Annotated in this window: 21 protein-coding genes; 13 read left to right on the forward strand and 8 right to left on the reverse strand. The window is 61.7% G+C overall.

Annotated features, from left to right (window positions below):
* The first annotated feature begins 67 nt into the window (after positions 1 to 67).
* On the forward strand, positions 68 to 625 hold the full coding sequence (locus C4J88_RS00100; RefSeq protein WP_124405889.1) for an L-threonylcarbamoyladenylate synthase: 558 nt from the start codon (positions 68 to 70) through the stop codon (positions 623 to 625).
* 104 nt (positions 626 to 729) lie between these two features.
* Here the strand turns inward: C4J88_RS00100 and C4J88_RS00105 are convergent, their stop codons facing one another.
* The gene (locus C4J88_RS00105; protein ID WP_124405890.1) at positions 730 to 1,707 is read right to left on the reverse strand and encodes a quinone oxidoreductase; all 978 of its coding nucleotides are present in this window, start codon (positions 1,705 to 1,707) and stop codon (positions 730 to 732) included.
* A gap of 160 nt (positions 1,708 to 1,867) precedes the next feature.
* Between C4J88_RS00105 and hemF the strand changes: the two genes are divergently transcribed.
* Positions 1,868 to 2,800: an oxygen-dependent coproporphyrinogen oxidase gene (gene hemF, locus C4J88_RS00110; RefSeq protein ID WP_124405891.1), complete on the forward strand. Its 933-nt coding sequence runs from the start codon at positions 1,868 to 1,870 to the stop codon at positions 2,798 to 2,800.
* The gene (gene aroE / locus C4J88_RS00115) at positions 2,800 to 3,618 is read left to right on the forward strand and encodes a shikimate dehydrogenase (RefSeq protein WP_124405892.1); all 819 of its coding nucleotides are present in this window, start codon (positions 2,800 to 2,802) and stop codon (positions 3,616 to 3,618) included. The genes hemF and aroE overlap by 1 nt, the downstream gene beginning before the upstream one ends.
* A gap of 113 nt (positions 3,619 to 3,731) precedes the next feature.
* Here the strand turns inward: aroE and C4J88_RS00120 are convergent, their stop codons facing one another.
* From C4J88_RS00120 to betC, 3 genes are all read right to left on the reverse strand, one after another.
* Positions 3,732 to 5,300, reverse strand: coding sequence for a SulP family inorganic anion transporter (locus C4J88_RS00120; RefSeq protein ID WP_124405893.1), 1,569 nt, complete (start codon positions 5,298 to 5,300; stop codon positions 3,732 to 3,734).
* Positions 5,301 to 5,460: 160 nt separating this feature from the next.
* Positions 5,461 to 6,375 carry a choline ABC transporter substrate-binding protein gene (gene choX, locus C4J88_RS00125; RefSeq protein ID WP_124405894.1) on the reverse strand — a complete coding sequence of 305 codons (915 nt, stop codon included), beginning with the start codon at positions 6,373 to 6,375 and terminating at the stop codon, positions 5,461 to 5,463.
* Positions 6,376 to 6,391: 16 nt separating this feature from the next.
* The gene (gene betC / locus C4J88_RS00130; protein ID WP_124405895.1) at positions 6,392 to 7,906 is read right to left on the reverse strand and encodes a choline-sulfatase; all 1,515 of its coding nucleotides are present in this window, start codon (positions 7,904 to 7,906) and stop codon (positions 6,392 to 6,394) included.
* A 103-nt stretch (positions 7,907 to 8,009) separates the two neighbouring features.
* Between betC and C4J88_RS00135 the strand changes: the two genes are divergently transcribed.
* From C4J88_RS00135 to C4J88_RS00160, 6 genes are all read left to right on the forward strand, one after another.
* Entirely contained in the window at positions 8,010 to 8,960 is a 951-nt protein-coding gene (locus C4J88_RS00135) for a LysR family transcriptional regulator (RefSeq protein WP_124405896.1), read from the forward strand.
* A 30-nt stretch (positions 8,961 to 8,990) separates the two neighbouring features.
* Positions 8,991 to 9,317 (forward strand): DOPA 4,5-dioxygenase family protein, encoded by a 327-nt coding sequence (locus C4J88_RS00140; RefSeq protein WP_124365255.1) that lies wholly within the window; start codon positions 8,991 to 8,993, stop codon positions 9,315 to 9,317.
* Between the two features lie 164 nt (positions 9,318 to 9,481).
* Positions 9,482 to 10,441, forward strand: a complete 960-nt coding sequence (locus tag C4J88_RS00145; protein WP_124405897.1) for a 2-dehydro-3-deoxygalactonokinase — start codon at positions 9,482 to 9,484, stop codon at positions 10,439 to 10,441.
* A gap of 1 nt (position 10,442) precedes the next feature.
* Positions 10,443 to 11,063, forward strand: coding sequence for a 2-dehydro-3-deoxy-6-phosphogalactonate aldolase (locus tag C4J88_RS00150; RefSeq protein ID WP_124405898.1), 621 nt, complete (start codon positions 10,443 to 10,445; stop codon positions 11,061 to 11,063).
* Positions 11,064 to 11,111: 48 nt separating this feature from the next.
* Positions 11,112 to 12,260 carry a galactonate dehydratase gene (gene dgoD / locus C4J88_RS00155; RefSeq protein ID WP_003170741.1) on the forward strand — a complete coding sequence of 383 codons (1,149 nt, stop codon included), beginning with the start codon at positions 11,112 to 11,114 and terminating at the stop codon, positions 12,258 to 12,260.
* 180 nt (positions 12,261 to 12,440) lie between these two features.
* Complete coding sequence (locus C4J88_RS00160; protein WP_124405899.1) at positions 12,441 to 13,751, forward strand: MFS transporter; 1,311 nt, start codon at positions 12,441 to 12,443, stop codon at positions 13,749 to 13,751.
* Positions 13,752 to 13,808: 57 nt separating this feature from the next.
* Here C4J88_RS00160 and trpA read toward each other — a convergent pair whose 3' ends face one another.
* Positions 13,809 to 14,618, reverse strand: a complete 810-nt coding sequence (trpA, locus tag C4J88_RS00165; protein WP_124405900.1) for a tryptophan synthase subunit alpha — start codon at positions 14,616 to 14,618, stop codon at positions 13,809 to 13,811.
* Entirely contained in the window at positions 14,618 to 15,844 is a 1,227-nt protein-coding gene (trpB, locus tag C4J88_RS00170) for a tryptophan synthase subunit beta (protein WP_124405901.1), read from the reverse strand. Before trpB ends, trpA begins: the two co-directional genes overlap by 1 nt.
* 110 nt (positions 15,845 to 15,954) lie before the next feature.
* Between trpB and C4J88_RS00175 the strand changes: the two genes are divergently transcribed.
* Entirely contained in the window at positions 15,955 to 16,851 is an 897-nt protein-coding gene (locus tag C4J88_RS00175) for a LysR family transcriptional regulator (protein ID WP_124405902.1), read from the forward strand.
* Here C4J88_RS00175 and C4J88_RS00180 read toward each other — a convergent pair.
* Positions 16,848 to 17,174 (reverse strand): YqjD family protein, encoded by a 327-nt coding sequence (locus tag C4J88_RS00180; RefSeq protein ID WP_003170746.1) that lies wholly within the window; start codon positions 17,172 to 17,174, stop codon positions 16,848 to 16,850. The genes C4J88_RS00175 and C4J88_RS00180 overlap by 4 nt on opposite strands.
* Before the next feature lie 157 nt (positions 17,175 to 17,331).
* Between C4J88_RS00180 and C4J88_RS00185 the strand changes: the two genes are divergently transcribed.
* Positions 17,332 to 17,547 carry a dodecin gene (locus C4J88_RS00185; RefSeq protein WP_065886743.1) on the forward strand — a complete coding sequence of 72 codons (216 nt, stop codon included), beginning with the start codon at positions 17,332 to 17,334 and terminating at the stop codon, positions 17,545 to 17,547.
* A gap of 116 nt (positions 17,548 to 17,663) precedes the next feature.
* The gene (locus C4J88_RS00190; protein ID WP_124369064.1) at positions 17,664 to 17,888 is read left to right on the forward strand and encodes a DUF1161 domain-containing protein; all 225 of its coding nucleotides are present in this window, start codon (positions 17,664 to 17,666) and stop codon (positions 17,886 to 17,888) included.
* Between the two features lie 152 nt (positions 17,889 to 18,040).
* Here C4J88_RS00190 and C4J88_RS00195 read toward each other — a convergent pair whose 3' ends face one another.
* Positions 18,041 to 19,042 carry an LLM class flavin-dependent oxidoreductase gene (locus C4J88_RS00195; RefSeq protein ID WP_124405903.1) on the reverse strand — a complete coding sequence of 334 codons (1,002 nt, stop codon included), beginning with the start codon at positions 19,040 to 19,042 and terminating at the stop codon, positions 18,041 to 18,043.
* Positions 19,043 to 19,257: 215 nt separating this feature from the next.
* Between C4J88_RS00195 and C4J88_RS00200 the strand changes: the two genes are divergently transcribed.
* Positions 19,258 to 19,689, forward strand: a complete 432-nt coding sequence (locus C4J88_RS00200) for an OsmC family protein (protein WP_124360608.1) — start codon at positions 19,258 to 19,260, stop codon at positions 19,687 to 19,689.
* The last annotated feature ends 98 nt before the right edge of the window (positions 19,690 to 19,787 follow it).

Genomic DNA, 19,787 nt, shown 5'->3' on the forward strand with positions numbered 1-19,787 from the left:
CTTTTGTAGCTGGGTTTCGTAACGAAGATCGGTAAACTGCCCACAGCTTTAGTTCGGAGGGTAAATAATGGTCAACAGGTGGCGTGTGCTGGAAGCCGCGCGAGAAATTCGCGCAGGTGCGGTGATTGCCTATCCGACCGAAGCGGTCTGGGGCCTGGGCTGCGACCCGTGGAATGAAGAAACGGTGGACCGTCTGCTGGCGATCAAGAATCGCTCAGTGGATAAGGGCCTGATCCTGGTGGCGGACAACATTCGCCAGTTCGACTTCCTGTTCGAAGACTTCCCCGACACCTGGATCGAGCGCATGGCCAGCACCTGGCCTGGGCCGAATACCTGGCTGGTGCCCCATCAGGACTTGCTGCCGCAATGGGTCACCGGTGTGCATGACACTGTGGCGCTGCGGGTCAGTGACCATCCGTTGGTACGGGATTTGTGCGCCCAGGTCGGGCCGTTGATTTCCACCTCGGCCAACCCCCAGGGCCGCCCGGCCGCGCGTACGCGGATTCGGGTGGAGCAGTATTTCCGTGGGCAAGTGGACCTTGTGCTGGGTGGCGCCCTGGGTGGGCGCAAGAACCCGAGCCTGATCCGCGACCTGGTGACAGGGGATGTAGTGCGACCGTCCTGAGACCGAGTCGCGCCCATCGGGGGCGAGCCCCCTCCCACATTTGATCGGTGTTCGTCATGACAACTCGGTCAAGGGTGGGAGGGGGCTTGCTCCCGATGACTTGTTTAAGGCAGCAGAATGGTTGAGCCCGTCGTGCGCCGCGCGGACAACTCGGTCTGCGCTTTGGCCGCATCCGCCAGCGCATAACGCTGGTTGATATCAATGCGCACCTTGCCGCTCTTGATCATCGAGAACAGATCATCGGCCATTGCCTGCAAGTCCTTTGGATTGCTCGCATAGGTCGCCAGCGTTGGGCGGGTGACATACAGCGAACCCTTCGCCGCCAGAATCCCCAGGTTCACCCCGTCCACCGCACCCGACGCATTCCCAAAACTCACCACCAAGCCACGCGGTGCCACGCTGTCCAGTGAGGTCAGCCAGGTGTCTTTGCCGACGCCGTCATACACCACCGGCACCTTTTTGCCGTCAGTCAATTCCAGCACGCGCTGTGCGACATTTTCCTTGCTGTAATCGATGGTTTCCCAGGCGCCCAGGGATTTGGCCAGGGCGGCCTTCTCCGGTGAGCTCACCGTACCGATCAACTTGACGCCCAGCGCCTTGGCCCATTGGCAGGCCAGGGAGCCCACGCCGCCGGCAGCGGCGTGGAACAGAATGGTTTCGCCGCCCTTCAACTCATACGTCTGGCGCAACAGGTACTGCACGGTCAGGCCCTTGAGCATGGCGCCGGCGGCCTGTTCGAAGCTGATCTCATCTGGCAGGTGCACCAGGTTGGCGGCGGGCAAGACATGCAACTGGCTGTAGGCGCCCAGCGGGCCGCTGCCGTAGGCCACGCGGTCGCCGACCTTGAACTGGCTGACGTCACTGCCCACGGCATCGACCACGCCCGCCCCCTCTGCGCCCAGCCCCGATGGCAAGCTCGGTGGTGCGTAAAGGCCGCTGCGAAAGTAAGTGTCGATGAAGTTCAGGCCAATGGCTTCGTTACGTACCCGAACCTGCTGTGGGCCAGGCTCCGCTGGTGTGTAGTCCACATACTCGAGCACGTCGGGGCCGCCATGGGCGCTGAACTGGATACGTTTGGCCATTTACCTTCTCCTTGGGTCGAATAATACAAAGGCCCCTATCGGACTCCTAAGCTTGATCTTCGTCAACTGCGACGGCACGGGGTGCGGTGGTATCCTGTGCGCCCATTTGCCGCCGACGCCCAATGGCCTCGCGTAGCTTTGCCCGATTCAAGGTGATGCCATGACTACCCGCACCGAGGCTGTTAAAGCCTACCTGCTTGACCTGCAAGACCGCATTTGCAGCGCCCTGGAAACCTTCGAGACGGACACACGCTTTATCGAAGACGCCTGGACCCGGCCTGCTGGGGGCGGCGGTCGTACCCGTGTGATTGAAAACGGTTCGGTGATCGAAAAAGGCGGCGTTAACTTTTCCCACGTGTTCGGCAGCGGCTTGCCACCGTCCGCCAGTGCGCACCGCCCGGAACTGGCCGGTCGCGGCTTCGAGGCGCTGGGTGTGTCGTTGGTGATCCATCCCCATAACCCCCATGTGCCGACGTCCCACGCCAATGTGCGCTTTTTCACCGCAGAAAAAGAAGGCGAAGAGCCGGTGTGGTGGTTTGGCGGCGGCTTTGACCTCACGCCGTACTACGGCAATGAAGAGGATTGCGTGCACTGGCATCGCGTGGCCGAGCAGGCCTGTGCGCCGTTCGGCGCGGACGTCTACCCGCGTTATAAAGCCTGGTGCGACACCTATTTCCATATCAAGCACCGCAACGAGCCGCGTGGGATCGGCGGCCTGTTTTTCGATGATTTGAACGAATGGGGCTTCGACACCTGCTTCGCCTTCATCCGCGCCATCGGTGATGCCTACATCGACGCCTACCTGCCGATCGTGCAACGCCGCCAGGCGATGGCCTATACCGAACAGCAGCGCCAGTTCCAGGAGTTTCGCCGGGGGCGTTACGTCGAGTTCAACCTGGTCTATGACCGTGGCACCCTGTTCGGCCTGCAATCGGGCGGGCGTACCGAGTCGATCCTGATGTCGCTGCCGCCCCAGGTGCGCTGGAGCTACGACTGGAAAGCCGAAGTCGGCAGCGATGAAGCGCGCCTCACCGATTACTTCCTGCAGGACCGCGACTGGCTCGGCCTGGCGGCGCCCAAGGCGGTGGAGTGATGGATCGCTATGTCGTCTTCGGCAATCCCATCGGCCACAGCAAGTCACCGTTGATTCACCGCATGTTCGCCGAACAGACCGGCGAGCAACTGGACTACAGCACACTGCTCGCGCCGCTGGAGGATTTCACCGGCTGCGCCCGTGAGTTCTTTCAACACGGTCGTGGCGCGAACGTCACCGTGCCGTTCAAGGAAGACGCTTTCCGGCTGGCCGACACCCTCACCGAGCGCGCCCAACGCGCCGGCGCGGTGAATACCCTGAGCAAGCTGGCCGATGGCACGTTGCTGGGGGATAACACCGATGGCACCGGCCTGGTGCGCGACCTGACGGTGAACGCCGGGCTGAACCTGCAAGGCAAGCGCATCCTGCTGCTGGGCGCCGGTGGCGCGGTACGCGGCGTGTTGGAACCGCTGCTGGCCGAGAAGCCTGCCTCGCTGATTATCGCCAACCGCACCGTGGAAAAAGCTGAAGTCCTGGCCGAGCTGTTCGACGACCTGGGGCCGGTGTCGGCCAGTGGTTTCGATTGGCTGCGTGAGCCGGTGGACGTAATCATCAACGCCACTTCCGCCAGCCTGTCAGGCGATGTACCGCCGATTGCGGGCAGTTTGATCGAACCGGGCAAGACGTTCTGCTATGACATGATGTACGCCAAGGAGCCCACCGCGTTCTGTCGCTGGGCCGAGGAGCACGGTGCTGCGGTGGCGATGGACGGCCTGGGCATGCTGGTGGAACAAGCGGCGCAAGCCTTCTTCCTGTGGCGCGGCGTACGCCCGGAGTCGGCACCAGTGCTGGCCGAATTGCGCCGCCAACTGGCTTGACGCCAATCAAACTGTGGGAGGGGGCTTGCTCCCGATAGCGGTGTTTCAGTCAACATATGAGTAGCTGACAGACCGCCATCGGGAGCAAGCCCCCTCCCACAGTTTGATCGCGTTCAGTCTTCGAAATGGATGGGGCACTTGTCTGGCCCTTCCAGTTTCTTCAACTCTTCAACGACTTGTGGCCTGGCGCCACGCAAGGTCAGGCTACGTCCGTGCCGCTTCAACCGCCGCGCCTCCTGATGCAGCATCTCCACCCCGGAATAGTCGATGAAGTTGATCTGCTGCGATTCGATCACCACCCGCTCGCCCTGCAGACTCTGCAGGCGCACTTGCAGGTAGTGGCTGGCGCCAAAAAAGATCGAGCCACCCACTCGCAATACATCCTCGTCACCGTCGCGCCACTGCTGAATGCGCGGTTGCGAAGTGCGCTTGAGGTAGAAAAACAGCGACGCGAGCACTCCCGCATAAATCGCCGTTTGCAGTTCCAGCAGCAAGGTGGCGATACACGTCAGGCCCATCACCACAAATTCGGCGCGGCTCACACGGAACAACGCACGGATGCCTCGGCGGTCCACCAGCCCCCAGCAGATCAGCAGGATGCTCGCCGCCATGCTTGGGATCGGAATGTGTGCGATCAGCCCCGCGCCAAACAGCGCGAACAGCGCCACCCAGAGCGCGGAAAACACGCCGGCCAATGGCGAGCAGGCCCCCGCCTCGTAACTGAGACCGGACCGGGTGAAGGAACCCGCCGACACATACCCGGAGAAAAATCCGCCGATGATATTGGATAAACCCTGGGCTCGGACTTCCTGATTCGCGTCGAGCAATTGCTGGGAACGGGCCGATAGGGAACGCGCAATCGACAGGCTGGTGACCAGGCCCAACATGCCCACTGCCACGGCACTCGGTAGCAGGCGCAGGATCGTATCCAGATCCATTGGCAATGAACGCAAGGGCGGTAGCTGGCCGATAAACGCACTGACCAACGCCACATGCCCGAACAGCGCCGGCCACAGCCACGCGGCCAGGCTGCCCAGGACCAGGGCGATCAACAGCGTCGGCCAGCGTGGCATCAGGTATTTGAGTAGCGCGCCCACCAGCAAAGTGCCCATGCCCAGGACGAGCGAGGCGCGGTCCCACTCGCCGGCATGCTCGAGCAGCGCCAGCAGGCTGTTGATGGCGGTGGCCTGGCTCGCAAGCTCCAGCCCCAGCAAGTTGGGCAACTGCCCGAGGGCAATCACGACGGCGGCGCCGAGGGTGAAGCCGAGTACCACGGAATGGGAGACGAAATTCACCAGCGCGCCGAAGCGCAGCATGCCCAATAACCACTGGAAAACGCCGGCGAGGAAGGTCAGCAGCAGGATCAAGGTGACGTAATCCTGGGAACCCGGCACCGCCAGCGGGCTGATACTGGCGTAGAGCACGATGGAGATCGCCGCGGTAGGACCGCAGATCAGGTGCCAGGACGAGCCCCACAGGCAAGCGATCAATACCGGAACGATGGCCGCGTAGAGCCCGTACTCCGGTGGGAGCCCGGCGATCAGTGCGTAGGCAATCGACTGCGGCAGCGCAAGTACCGCGCCGCTGAGGCCGACGACGGCATCCCGGCCCACACTGGCGCGGGTTTGGCGTGGCAGCCAGCTAAGGAAGGGGAACAGTGTGTGGCGGTTGGGCCGGGACATCGCAGGCTCGGATTCAAGGGTTGGGCTCAGGTTATCAGTACACACAGGTCCTTGTGGGAGGGGGCTTGCTCCCGATAGCGGTGTGTCAGTCACCAGATGTATTGACTGAAACACTGCTATCGGGAGCAAGCCCCCTCCCACATTTGGATCGTGGTGTGTTTTAGAGTTTGGCTTTTACCGCTGCCAACGCATCCTTGCCATCAACGGTTTTCACGCCGTCCAGCCACTTGTCCAACACCGCCGGATTGGCCTTGATCCAAGCCTTCGCGGCGTCCGCATTGCTGACCTTATTGTTCACCACGTCAGCCATGATGCTGTTCTCCATGGCCTGAGTGAAACTCAGGTTGGTCAGCAGTTTCCCCACATTCGGGCAGGCTTGCGCATAACCCTTGCGGGTCAAGGTGTAGACGCTGCCGGTGTCACCAAAATACTTCTCGCCGCCCTTGAGGTAATGCATTTTCAACTGCACGTTCATCGGGTGCGGCGTCCAGCCGAGGAAGGTGACGAATTTCTGCTTTTTCACCGCCCGTGACACTTCCGCCAGCATCGCCTGCTCACTCGACTCGATCAGCTTCCACTGGCCAAGCTCGAAGTCATTTTTCTTGATGATCTCCTGCAGCGAGATATTCGCCGGTGCGCCGGAGCCGATGCCGTAGATCTTCTTGTCGAACTTGTCGGCAAATTTATTCAGATCGGCAAAATCATGCACGCCGGCTTCCCACACGTAATCCGGTACGGCGAGGGTGAACTCGGTGCCGTCGAGGTTCTTCGCCAGCTGTACCACCTCGCCGTTCGCCACGAACTTGTCATAGAAGCCTTGCTGCGCCGGCATCCAGTTGCCCATGAACACGTCGACCTGGCCGTCCCTGAGCCCGCCGAAGGTAATCGGCACTGCCAGGGTGTCGACCTTGGCTTTGTAGCCCATGCCGCTCAGCAGAAAACCGGTGATGGCGTTGGTCGCCGCGATATCGCTCCAGCCGGGGTCGGCCATTTTCACCGTTTCACAACTGGCGTCCGCGTAGGCATTGGCGCTGCTCAACGCCAGAATGCCCAGCACAACCGTTAATTTTTGCATGGCCTTCCCTCTGTATTTATTGGTTTTGGCAGGGTTGTGGATAACGTGCCTTGCGCTCCAGGTCGTCGAGGTCGATATGGTTGCGCATGTACTGCTGACTGGCGTCTACCAGGGGCTGGTGATCCCAGCTCTTCAGCTTGCCTTGGGTCAGTGCCTCGAATACCAGGCGACGGCGGCGTTGGCTGGCGAGCACTTGTTGGTGGATCGCCGGGATGTCCCATTTGGCCCGCGCTTCGTTCAAAAACGCCTCGAACAGTGGCCGGTGTTCCGGTGACTGGCTGAGGTTCTCCCGCTCGTGTGGGTCGTTGTGCACATCGAACAGCAGACACGGGTCGTCTTCGCTGTAGATGAATTTGTACGCGCCTCGGCGAATCATCATCAGCGGGCTGATGGTGCCTTCGGCCATGTATTCGCCGAACACTTCGTCGTGTCCGCCCTCGCCTTTGAGGTGCGGCAGCAGCGAGCGGCCATCCAGTGGCAGGCGTGGGTCCAGCTCGCCGCCGGCCAATTCCACCAGGGTCGGCAACAGGTCGGCGGTCGACACGGCCTGGGTCACGCGGCGCGCCGCGAATTGCCCCGGTGCACTGACCAGCAGCGGCACGCGGGCGGCCATCTCGAACCAGTGCATTTTGTACCAGAGGCCGCGTTCGCCCAGCATGTCGCCGTGGTCGCCGGAGAAGATGATGATGGTGTTATCCGCCAGGCCGGTGTCTTCCAAGGTTTGTAGCAGCTTGCCGACGTTGCTGTCGATGTAGCTGCACGCGCCGAAGTAAGCACGGCGCGCATCGCGGATCTTATCCACAGGCAGCGGCTTGCCCCACAGGTCGTAGACCTTGAGCAAACGCTGGGAATGCGGGTCGAGATCGCCCTGTGCCGGCGTGGCGGGCAAGGGGATGTCGGCGTCGTCGTACAGGTCCCAGAACGGCTTGGGAATGGTGTACGGGTCGTGGGGATGGGTCATCGACACGGTCAGGCAGAACGGTTGCTCGCCGTCTTCGCGGATATGATCGAACAGGTATTGCTGGGCCTTGAACACCACCTCTTCGTCGAAATCCAGCTGGTTGGTACGCACGCACGGCCCGGCTTGCAGCACGGAGGCCATGTTGTGGTACCAGGTGGGGCGTACATCCGGTTCGTCCCAGTTCACCGCCCATCCGTAGTCCGCCGGGTAGATGTCGCTGGTCAGGCGCTCTTCATAACCGTGCAACTGGTCGGGACCGCAGAAATGCATCTTGCCCGACAGCGCGGTGCGGTAACCGAGGCGCCGCAGGTAGTGGGCGTAAGTGGGTACATCGGCCGGGAAGTCTGCCGCGTTGTCATAGGCGCCGATCTTGCTTGGCAGCTGGCCGCTGACCAGGGTAAAGCGCGAAGGCGCACACAGCGGGCTGTTGCAGTAGGCAGCGTCGAAGACCACGCCGTGTTCGGCGAGGCGGCTCAGGTTCGGCAACTTGATCGGGGAAGATCCGTAGAAGGGCAGCATCGGTGCGGCCATTTGATCGGCCATGATGAAAAGAATGTTCTTGCGCTTCATGGGTTCTCGGCATTCCATAGGCAGTGTTTATGCGAATGAGCATGCAGCCCGCGCAAAGCCTGGTAAAGCCCATGAAGAACAATGCCTAGGATAAGCACAGCTTATGTATGAAGCACTCGGTGACCTCTCCCTCGACCTGCTGCGCGCGTTCGAAGCGGCGGCGCGTCAGCGCAGTTTTACTGCCGCCGCGATGGAGCTGGGCACCACTCAGCCGGCCATCAGCCAGCAGATCAAACGCCTCGAAGAGCAGCTGGCGATCCGCTTGTTCGACCGCATCTACCGTGGCATCGAGTTGACCGAAGCAGGCGCCCTGCTGTTCGAACACGTCCAGGCCGGCCTGCACAACATTAATCTGGGCCTGAGCACCGTCACCGAGCAAGACCAGCACGAAGTGCTGCAAGTGGCCACCGACTTCGCCTTCGCCGCCTACTGGCTGATGCCGCGCCTGCATCGTTTCCACCAGGCCAACCCGCAGGTGGATGTGAGCCTGGTGACCAGCGAGCGCAACCACGCCAGCCTGCGCAGTGACACCGACGTGGCGGTGCTGTTTGGTGACGGACGCTTCAAGCAAGGCGACAGCCTGTGGCTGTTCAACGAGGAAGTGTTCCCGGTGTGCAGCCCGCAGTGGCTCAAGCACCAGGCCACCGCGCTGACGGTGCAGACCCTGCCGGACTACCCCTTGCTGCACTTGCGCCAGGAAAACAACCGCCACTGGTTCGACTGGGCTGGCGTGTTTCGCGAGCTGGGAATCAGCGCCGTGCCCACCCCTGGCCAATTGCGCTTCGACAATTACACGCTGTTGATCCAGGCGGCCATTGCCGGCCAGGGCGTTGCGATCGGCTGGCGCCATCTGGTGGATGACCTGCTGGAGCAGCAGTGGTTGTGCCGGCCGATTAGCGACACAGTGATCTCGCGTTTCGGCTATTACGTGGTGCAGCCTCAGCGCAAGCGACGCCGGCAGTTGGTCGAACGGTTTGTCGATTGGCTGGTGGCGGAGCAGGCCAGCAGCGCGCAGTCATTGACCGGGCTGGCCCTGCCGTCGATTGCGGTCTAGGATCGCTGCACAGTGGAACCGGAGTCCGGCATGCAACGTATCAAGGGCTATCACGCCCATATCTACTTCGACGCCAGCACGATCGACCAGGCGCGCACCTTGTGTGAAGACGCGGCAGCGCTCTTTCCGCTGCGCATGGGGCGCGTGCATGAGCGTCCGGTAGGCCCGCACCCGGACTGGAGTTGCCAGCTGGCGTTCGACCCGGAATACATCGGCGTGGTGCTGCCCTGGCTGGCGCTGCATCGCAATGGCCTGGTGGTGTTCCTGCACCCTGATACCGGCGATGACCTGAAGGACCACACTGAGTACGCGGTCTGGATGGGTGCGATGCGCGAACTGGATTTGTCTATTTTTTAACCGTTATGTGCTGATGCAATTCGCATCTTCCCAAGGATGTGTAAGATTTTACGCGTCTATCTCCCAATATATGGGACTGTTATTTATATATTGAGATATTGCCAGGCATAGGTTTATATTCGCCCATCTGCTTTTTTCAGCACCCACTCATTTCAGGTGAAGCGATGCAGGCGCAATTGATCGCGCTCGATTGGGGAACCAGCTCCCTTCGTGCTTACAAACTAGGCCCCGCCGGCGTGGTGCTTGAACAACGCTCACTGCCCTGGGGCATCATGCATTTGCCCAGCGAACCGCGTGACATCGCGGGTGTTCGCTGCAGCAATGGCTTTGAGTTGGCATTCGATAGCGCCTGCGGGGATTGGCTCGACGCCCAGCCCGAACTGCCGGTGATCGCCTGCGGCATGGTCGGCAGCGCACAGGGTTGGAGCGAAGCGGCTTATCGCAACACCCCGGTGGATGTTGCCAGCCTGGGCCAGGCGCTGCACAAGGTGCGCAGCCTGCGTGGCGTCGATGTGCATATCGTGTCGGGCGTGATCGAACAGGTCGGCCTGCCCAATGTGATGCGCGGCGAAGAAACCCAGGTACTCGGTGTGCTGCACGGGCTCGCCACCGACGTACTGATCGGCCTGCCGGGCAGCCATTCCAAATGGGTCGAGGTGGTCGAGGGCTGTATCACGCACTTCGACACGTTCATGACCGGCGAGCTGTTCGCCATATTGAGCAAGCACAGCATCCTGGGACGTACCCAGCAATCATCGGAACATTTCCACACCGAGGCGTTTGACCGAGGCGTGGCTGTCGCGCTGTCGGCGGACGGCCAGCGCGGAGTGCTCTCGACCCTGTTCAGTGCCCGCACCCTCGGGCTGACCGCCGAACTTACGCCTGAGCAGCAGCCCGACTACCTGTCCGGCCTGCTGATCGGCCATGAACTCGCCGGTTTACCCGGCAGCGCCAAACGCAAGCCGATCATCCTGGTCGGCGCCGCCCCTCTCTGCGCCCGCTATCAACGCGCCCTCGCCCAGTGCGGCTTCGCCCACGTCAGCCTGGCGCAGGAAGCCAGCGAGCGCGGCTTGTGGCAACTGGCCGAGGCGGCCGGGCTCACTCAACCTGTAACGGAGGCCTGACATGCTCAAGAAAGCACTCGCACAAAACGGTTTGATCGCGATCCTGCGCGGTGTGCGTCCGGACGAAGCCCAAGCTGTCGGTCAGGCTCTGTACCAAGTCGGTTTTCGCGTGATCGAAGTACCGCTGAACTCGCCGGACCCCTACACCAGCATCCGGACCCTGCGCGACAGCCTGCCCGCCGATTGCCTGATCGGTGCCGGGACGGTGTTGACGCCCGAGCAGGTCGAGCAGGTCAAAGCCGCCGGCGGCCAAGTGATCGTCATGCCGCACAGCGATGCCAAGGTATTGCGTGCGGCGAAAGCGGCGGGCCTGTACCTGTCACCGGGCGTGGCCACGCCGACCGAGGCCTTTGCCGCACTGGCCGAAGGCGCCGACGTGCTGAAGCTGTTTCCGGCCGAGCAAATGGGCCCGGCGGTGATCAAGGCGTGGCTCGCAGTATTGCCGGCGGGCACGTTGCTGCTGCCGGTAGGCGGTATCACCCCGGACAACATGCAGGTATTCACCGACGCCGGTGCCAAAGGCTTCGGGCTGGGCTCGGGCTTGTTCAAGCCGGGCATGTCCGTGGAGCAGGTCGCGAGCCGCGCCCAGGCGTATGTCGCAGCCTGGAAAGCCCTGAGCTGATTTCAAGTTCCGCGCCTGCTGGCGCCGCATCTACAAGAGAGATAACAGATGAAAATCACCAAACTGACGACCTTCATCGTCCCGCCGCGCTGGTGCTTCCTCAAGGTCGAAACCGACCAGGGTGTCACCGGCTGGGGTGAGCCTGTGGTTGAAGGCCGCGCCCACACTGTGGCTGCTGCCGTCGAAGAATTGTCCGACTACCTGATCGGTAAAGACCCACGCAATATCGAAGACATCTGGACCGTCCTCTACCGCGGCGGTTTCTACCGGGGCGGCGCGGTGCACATGAGCGCCCTCGCCGGTATCGACCAGGCGTTGTGGGACATCAAGGGCAAGGCCCTGGGTGTTTCCGTCAGCGACCTGCTGGGTGGCCAGGTGCGTGACAAGATCCGCGTGTATTCGTGGATCGGTGGCGACCGCCCGGCGGACACTGCCCGCGCCGCCAAAGAGGCCGTGGCCCGTGGTTTCACAGCGGTGAAAATGAACGGCACCGAAGAGCTGCAGTTCGTCGACAGCTTCGAAAAAGTCGACCTGGCCCTGGCCAACGTCGCGGCGGTACGCGATGCGGTCGGCCCCAACGTGGGCATCGGCGTCGACTTCCATGGCCGCGTGCACAAGCCGATGGCCAAGGTGCTGATGAAGGAGCTGGACCCGTACAAGCTGATGTTCATCGAAGAGCCGGTGCTCAGCGAAAACTACGAGGCCCTCAAGGAACTCGCACCGCTGACCAGCACCCCGATTGCCCTGGGCGAGCGCCTGTTCTCGCGCTGGGACTTCAAGCGGGTGCTCAGCGAAGGCTACGTCGACATCATTCAGCCGGATGCTTCCCACGCCGGCGGCATCACCGAAACCCGCAAGATCGCCAACATGGCCGAAGCCTACGATGTGGCCCTGGCCCTGCACTGCCCGCTGGGCCCGATTGCCCTGGCGGCCTGCCTGCAACTGGATGCGGTTTGCTACAACGCCTTTATCCAGGAGCAAAGCCTGGGCATTCACTACAACGAGAGCAACGACCTGCTCGACTATGTGCGCGACCCCGGTGTGTTCGATTATGACCAGGGCTTCGTGAAGATCCCCAACGGCCCGGGCCTGGGCATTGAGATCAACGAGGAATATGTGATCGAGCGGGCGGCCATTGGTCATCGCTGGCGCAACCCGATCTGGCGCCATGCCGATGGCAGTTTCGCCGAGTGGTGATTTCCAACTGAAAGACCAGGGTCAGAAATGTGGGAGGGGGCTTGCCCCCGATAGCGCAGTGTCAGGCAACGCTTTGGCGGCAGGTTCACCGCTATCGGGAGCAAGCCCCCTCCCACATTTTGATCCGGTTTCTTCAGTCAGTCCTATCCAGACCTCAATAAACACAAGAAGAGGCACCCCATGCATCCTGAACCCTCGAGCGGACAGGCTTCCTTAGTCACGCCTAGCCGAAAGCGCTTCTTCATCATGGTGCTGCTGTTCATCACCGTGGTGATCAACTACCTCGACCGCAGCAACCTGTCGATTGCCGCCCCTGCGCTGACCAGCGAGCTGGGCATCGACCCGGTCCATGTCGGGCTGATTTTCTCGGCGTTCGGCTGGACCTACGCCGCCATGCAGATTCCTGGCGGCTGGCTGGTAGACCGTGTGCCCCCGCGCATTCTCTATACCACCGCCCTGCTGCTGTGGTCGATCGCCACCGTCATGCTCGGCTTTGCCGCCAGCTTCATCGCCTTGTTCGTGTTGCGCATGGCCGTCGGCGCCCTGGAAGCCCCGGCCTACCCGATCAACAGCCGGGTCGTGACCACCTGGTTTCCCGAGCGCGAGCGCGCCACGGCGATTGGCGTCTACACCTCCGGGCAGTTCGTCGGGCTGGCGTTTCTCACCCCCGTGCTGGCCTGGCTGCAGCATGCGTTCGGCTGGCACATGGTGTTCGTCGCCACCGGTGGTGTCGGCATCCTATGGGCGGTGATCTGGTATGCCGTGTATCGCGAGCCCAAGGATTTCAAAGGCGCCAACGCGGCGGAAATCCAGCTGATCCGCGACGGCGGCGGCCTGGTGGATATGCAGGCGCAAGCGACCAAGGCGCCGTTCAGTTGGGTCGACCTCGGCATTGTGCTGAGCAAGCGCAAGTTGTGGGGCATCTACCTGGGGCAGTTTTGCCTGAACTCGACCCTGTGGTTTTTCCTGACCTGGTTCCCGACCTACCTGGTGAAGTATCGCGGGATGGACTTCATCAAGTCCGGCCTGCTGGCCTCGCTGCCGTTTCTGGCGGCGTTCGTCGGCGTGCTGTGCTCGGGGATTTTTTCCGATTGGCTGATTCGCCGGGGCGCCTCGGTGGGCTTTGCGCGCAAGTTGCCGATCATTGGCGGGCTGCTGATTTCCACCGCGATCATCGGCGCCAACTACGTGGACTCCACAGCCTGGGTGATTGCTTTCCTGGCGCTGGCGTTTTTCGGCAATGGCCTGGCGTCGATCACCTGGTCGCTGGTGTCCACGCTGGCCCCCGCACGTCTGTTGGGCCTGACCGGTGGCGTGTTCAACTTCATCGGCAACCTGTCGGCCATTGCCACGCCGATCGTGATTGGTTTTCTTGCCAGCGGTGATTCGTTTGCGCCAGCGATTACCTACATTGCGGTGCTGGCGTTGCTTGGGGCGCTGTCCTACGTGTTGCTGGTGGGCAAGGTTGAGCGGATCGAGCTGAACGAATAACCTGTGGCGAGGGAGCTCCGCCTCACAGCGAGCTCCCTGGTGACTGCTTACGGGCGCTTACTTACGGGCGTTACGCACGCCTTGCGACAGCGCCGCGCAATGGCTCAATACGCCATCGATCGCTTGCTGGTCGCTGCTGGCGTTGGCGATGTGATCGATCAGCGCAGAACCCACCACCACACCGTCCGCCAGGCGCGCGATGGCCGCCGCTTGCTCCGGTGTACGGATACCGAACCCGATGCTGATCGGCAGGTCAGTGTGGCGACGCAGGCGGGCCACGGCTTCCTCGACGTGTTCCAGGGTCGCGGCGCCGGCACCGGTCACGCCGGCGACCGACACGTAGTACACAAAGCCGGAGCTGCCATTGAGTACGGTCGGCAGGCGCACATCGTCAGTGGTCGGGGTGGTCAGGCGGATAAAGTCGATGCCAGCGGCCTGGGCCGGGTCGCAGAGCTCGCCGTTATGCTCGGGCGGCATGTCGACCACGATCAGGCCATCGACCCCGGCCTCCTTGGCGTCGGCAATGAACTGCGGCACGCCGTATTTGTGGATCGGGTTGAAGTAACCCATCAACACCAGCGGCGTGTCGTTGTTGTCCTTGCGGAACTCGCGGACCATCTGCAGGGTTTTCGCCAGGTTCTGCCTGGCTTCCAGCGCACGGATGTTGGCCAACTGGATCGCCGGGCCATCAGCCATCGGGTCGGTGAAGGGCATGCCCAGCTCGATCACGTCGGCGCCAGCGGCGGGCAAGCCTTTGAGAATTGCCAGCGAGGTGTCATAACCCGGGTCGCCAGCGGTGACGAAGGTCACCAGGGCGGCGCGGTTTTGTTCTTTCAGCTGTGCAAAGCGGGTGTGCAGGCGGCTCATCAGTGTTTCTCCTGCTGGGAGGTTTGCATATGGTGCATCACCGTCTGCATGTCTTTGTCGCCACGGCCGGACAGGTTGACCACCATCAGGTGATCGGCAGGCAAGGTCGGTGCGCGCTTGAACACTTCAGCCAGGGCGTGTGCGCTTTCCAGTGCGGGGATGATCCCTTCCAGGCGGCAGCATTTGTGGAAGGCGTCGAGGGCTTCATCGTCAGTCACCGAGGTGTACTGGACGCGGCCGATGTCATGCAACCAGGCGTGTTCAGGGCCGATGCCGGGGTAGTCCAGGCCTGCGGAAATCGAGTGGGCGTCGATGATCTGGCCATCATCGTCCTGCAGCAGGAAGGTGCGGTTGCCGTGCAGTACACCGGGTACTCCGCCGTTGAGGCTGGCGGCGTGCTTGCCGGTTTCGATGCCGTGGCCGGCCGCTTCAACGCCGATGATTTCGACGCTGGTGTCATCCAGGAACGGGTGGAACAGGCCCATGGCGTTGGAGCCGCCACCGATGCACGCCACCAGGCTGTCTGGCAGGCGACCTTCCTGGGCTTGCATCTGGGTGCGGGTTTCCTTGCCGATGACGGCCTGGAAGTCGCGCACCATCGCCGGGTACGGGTGCGGGCCGGCCACGGTACCGATCAGGTAGAAGGTGCTGTCGACGTTGGTTACCCAGTCGCGCAGGGCTTCGTTCATGGCGTCTTTCAGGGTGCCGGTGCCGGCGACCACCGGGATCACCTCCGCGCCCAGCAGCTTCATGCGGAACACGTTGGCCTGTTGGCGCTCGATGTCGGTGGTGCCCATGTAGATCACGCATTGCAGGCCAAAGCGCGCGGCGACGGTGGCGGTGGCCACGCCGTGCATGCCGGCGCCGGTCTCGGCGATGATGCGTTTCTTGCCCATGCGCCGTGCCAGCAGGATCTGGCCGATGCAATTGTTGATCTTGTGCGCGCCGGTGTGGTTCAGCTCTTCGCGCTTGAGGTAGATCTTGGCGCCGCCGCAGAACTCCGTCAGGCGTTCAGCGAAGTACAGCGGGCTTGGGCGCCCGACATAATCGCGCTGGAAGTAGGCCAATTCTTCGTTGAACGCCGGATCGATCTTGGCCGCTTCGTATTCACGGGCCAGTTCAAGGATCAACGGCATCAGGGTTTCAGCGACGTAGCGGCCGCCAAACGCGCCAAACAGGCCGTTGGCGTCAGGGCCGTTGCGCAGGTCGGTCTGGGACTGGGTCATGGGGCGCTCCAGAAAAGAATGGGTGTAGAGAACAATGAAGGCCACTCTAACCCTGCCGCTCCCGGCTGAAAACCGATAAGATCGCCGCAACCTGTCAGGAAAACTCACAGATGAGTCGAGACCTTCCGCCGCTCAACGGGCTGCGCGCGTTTGAAGCCACCGCCCGCCTCAGCAGCGTCAGCCAGGCGGCCGAGCAATTGCACGTCACCCATGGCGCAGTCAGTCGCCAATTGAAAGTGCTGGAAGAACACTTGGGCGTCAGCCTGTTCGTCAAGGATGGGCGCGGCCTTAAACTCACAGATGCCGGGGCCAGGCTGCGCGATGTCAGTGCCGAGGCATTTGAACGTCTGCGAGATGTTTGCGCCGAACTCAGCCAAAACAGCGCCGATGCACCGTTCGTGCTCGGTTGTTCAGGCAGTTTGCTGGCGCGTTGGTTTATTCCACGCTTGGGACGCTTGAATGCGGACCTGCCGGACTTGCGTTTACACCTGTCGGCGGGCGAAGGCGATCTAGACCCGCGACGCCCAGGGCTGGATGCCCTGCTGGTATTCGCCGAGCCACCGTGGCCGGCCGATATGCAGGTGTATGAGTTGGCAAGCGAGCGTATTGGGCCGGTGATGAGCCCGCGTTTTGCAGGTTACGCAAGCCTGCTTCACGCGCCCGCTGCAGCCTTGTGTGGCGAAGCGCTGCTGCACACCACGTCACGTCCCCAGGCCTGGCCGAGTTGGGCGCAGCAACACGCAATCGATCCCGGCGCGCTGAGGCTCGGCCAGGGTTTTGAGCATTTGTATTATTTGCTGGAAGCGGCGGTTGCAGGGCTGGGTGTGGCAATCGCGCCGGAGCCGCTGGTGGCAGAGGACCTGCGAGCGGGTCGCCTGGTGGCGCCGTGGGGCTTCAGTGAAACCCCGGCGCACCTGGCGTTGTGGCTACCCAAGCGCGCCGCAGACGGGCGCGCCGGGCAATTGGCGCAGTGGCTCAAGGCTGAGCTGGCGCGCCAACCGGTTTAGTCGCCGCGTTTGCACAACAGGTAAGCCGCCAGCAGGCCCAGGGCACCTACAGCGACGCCGGCTGTGGTCCACGGGTGCTCTTGTGCATAGTCGCGAGTAGCAACACCGGTTTCGCGAATTTTGACTTTGCTTTCTTCATAGGCATCGCTGATCAGGTGGCGAGAGTGCTTGAGGGCATTCTCGGCATTGCTTTTCAGGGCCTTCAGCGTTTTGCGCGACTCATCGGATGCGTCATCCTTGAGGCTCTCAAGGGATTTGAGCAGGCTCGAAATCTCGGCTTCCATGCTTTCCAGCGACGCTTTGCGTAAAGAAGTGTTGGCCATGTGGACATCTCCTGAAGTGATTGAGTGGCATGTGTAGATACCGACTGCGGCGGTTTCGGAAAGTGCATTAAATCTGAACTTTCGTAGCCGAGCGGTCGCCTCAAGCAGTACGAATATTCACTGCTAGTCTTGATTGACGACCCACAGGAGAAACGCCATGAGCGAACATCACACCTACAAGAAAGTCGAATTGGTGGGCTCATCCACCACCACCATCGAAGATGCGATCCAGAATGCCCTGGCCGAAGCCAGCAAAAGCCTCAAGCATCTGGAATGGTTTGAAGTGACTGAAACCCGTGGGCATATCGAGGATGGCAAGGTTGCGCACTATCAGGTCACCCTGAAGGTGGGATTCCGAATTGCCAGTAGTTGATCGGGCGCGTGGAACTTTGATCGCTGGCCGATTGCCATAACCTGCGCTACATACAATGGGTGCCGACGCTATAAGCGTCGGCACGCTCTTTTCAACCAGCGCAAGGAAAGTATCGGATGAAGAAGTTTCTGTTAGCGGCAGGTTTGTTGAGCATCGCCGGCACGGCCCTGGCGGCGGGCAAGCCTTGTGAAGAACTGAAAAGCGAATTGGCTGCGAAGCTCGATGCTAAAGGCGTTCAGCACTATTCACTGGATGTTGTCGACAAAGGTGCAGCAGCCGATGCCAAGGTGATTGGCAGCTGTGAAGGCGGCACCAAGGAAATCGTCTACAAGCGCGGTTAAGCCCGTGTTGCAGACCTAAAACCGACGCACTTGTGGCGAGGGAGCTTGCTCCCGCTGGAGTGCGCAGCGCTCCCTTTTTTTTGGGGCCGCTTCGCAGCCCAGCGGGAGCAAGCTCCCTCGCCACAGGCGCGTCGGTTTTTTTTGCCCGGGGTTCAGCCCTTCATCAACTGCGCCAGCAGTTCGTAGGAATGAATCCGGTCGGCATGCTCGTACAGGTCGCAGGTAAAGATCAGTTCATCAGCGCCGGTCTGCTCGATCAGCACCTCCAGTTTGGCGCGGATCTTCGCCGGGCTGCCCACCATCGCCAAGCCGAGGAAACTGCCGACCGCGTCTTTTTCGTGGGGCAGCCACAGGCCGTCCATGGTTTTCACCGGTGGCCGCTGCACCAGGCTCTGCCCGCGCATCAGCGCGAGAATGCGCTGGTACACCGAGGTGGCCAGGTAGTCAGCCTGTTCATCGGTGTCAGCGGCCACCAGCGGAATGCCGAGCATGACGTAGGGCTTTTCCAGCACGGCCGAAGGCTTGAAGTGATTGCGGTACACGCGAATCGCTTCATGCATCAGGCGCGGTGCGAAATGGGAGGCGAAGGCGTAAGGCAAGCCACGTTCACCGGCCAGTTGCGCACTGAACAGGCTTGACCCCAACAGCCATACCGGCACGTTGGTGCCGGTGCCCGGTACCGCGATCACCCGTTGGTCGGGCGTGCGTGGGCCGAGGTAGGCCATCAGTTCGGCCACGTCATCAGGGAAGTCGTCGGCACTGCCGGAGCGTTCACGGCGCAGGGCGCGGGCGGTCATCTGGTCGGAACCGGGCGCACGGCCCAGGCCCAGGTCGATACGGCCGGGGTACAGGCTTTCCAGGGTGCCGAACTGCTCGGCGATAACCAGCGGCGCATGGTTGGGCAGCATCACCCCGCCGGAGCCGACACGGATGGTCGAAGTGCCCCCTGCCAGGTAGCCAAGCAATACTGAAGTGGCCGAGCTGGCGATACCGTCCATATTGTGGTGTTCAGCCACCCAGAAACGGTTGTAGCCGAGTTTTTCCACGTGCTGGGCAAGGTCCAGGGAATTGCGCAGCGATTGCGCCGCACTGCCGTTGGCGCGAACGGGCACCAGGTCGAGGGTCGAGTACTTAACGTCGGACAGCGATTTCATAGCCTGCTTCTCCAATGGGGGCGCAGGCTTCTTAGACGAACCAAAACCTGCCGCTTCATGTGCATGTTCTATGCAATGAGGGCATATACCCGAGATTCAATAGCCATTATGAAATTTCCTACTTGAATGGTAGGTTTTTCCGACAGGGTGAACTTTGCCATGGCGTCTATCCTCAGAACCTTACTGACGCAAAACTACCGTTCGAGGAGAAAGCTATGAGTATCGTTAAAAAGGCATCCGCGCATTGGGAAGGCGATCTGAAGACTGGCCTGGGTTCGATTTCCACGGAAACTGGCGTGCTGCGCGAAGCGCCTTACGGCTTCAAGGCCCGTTTCGAAGGCGGCAAGGGCACCAACCCTGAAGAGCTGATCGGCGCGGCCCACGCCGGCTGTTTCTCCATGGCCTTTTCCATGATTCTCGGCGACGCAGGCCTGAAGGCTGACAGCATCGACACCCAGGCCGAAGTGAGCCTTGACCAGGTCGAGGGTGGTTTTGCGATCACTGCGGTGCATCTGGTTCTTAAGGCCAAGATCCCGGGCGCCAGCCAGGCGCAGTTCGACGAACTGAGCAAAAAGGCCAAGGAAGGGTGCCCGGTGTCCAAAGTGCTGAACGCAACCATCACCCTGGATGCCACACTGGTTAACTGACACACCTTCCATGTAGGAGCGAGCTTGCTCGCGAAAAACTCAGGGCCACCGCGTTTATCCAGAATGAACGCGTTGCCTGGATGTTCTTCGCGAGCAAG

It is taken from the genome of Pseudomonas sp. R4-39-08 (assembly GCF_003852275.1).
Lineage (GTDB): Bacteria > Pseudomonadota > Gammaproteobacteria > Pseudomonadales > Pseudomonadaceae > Aquipseudomonas.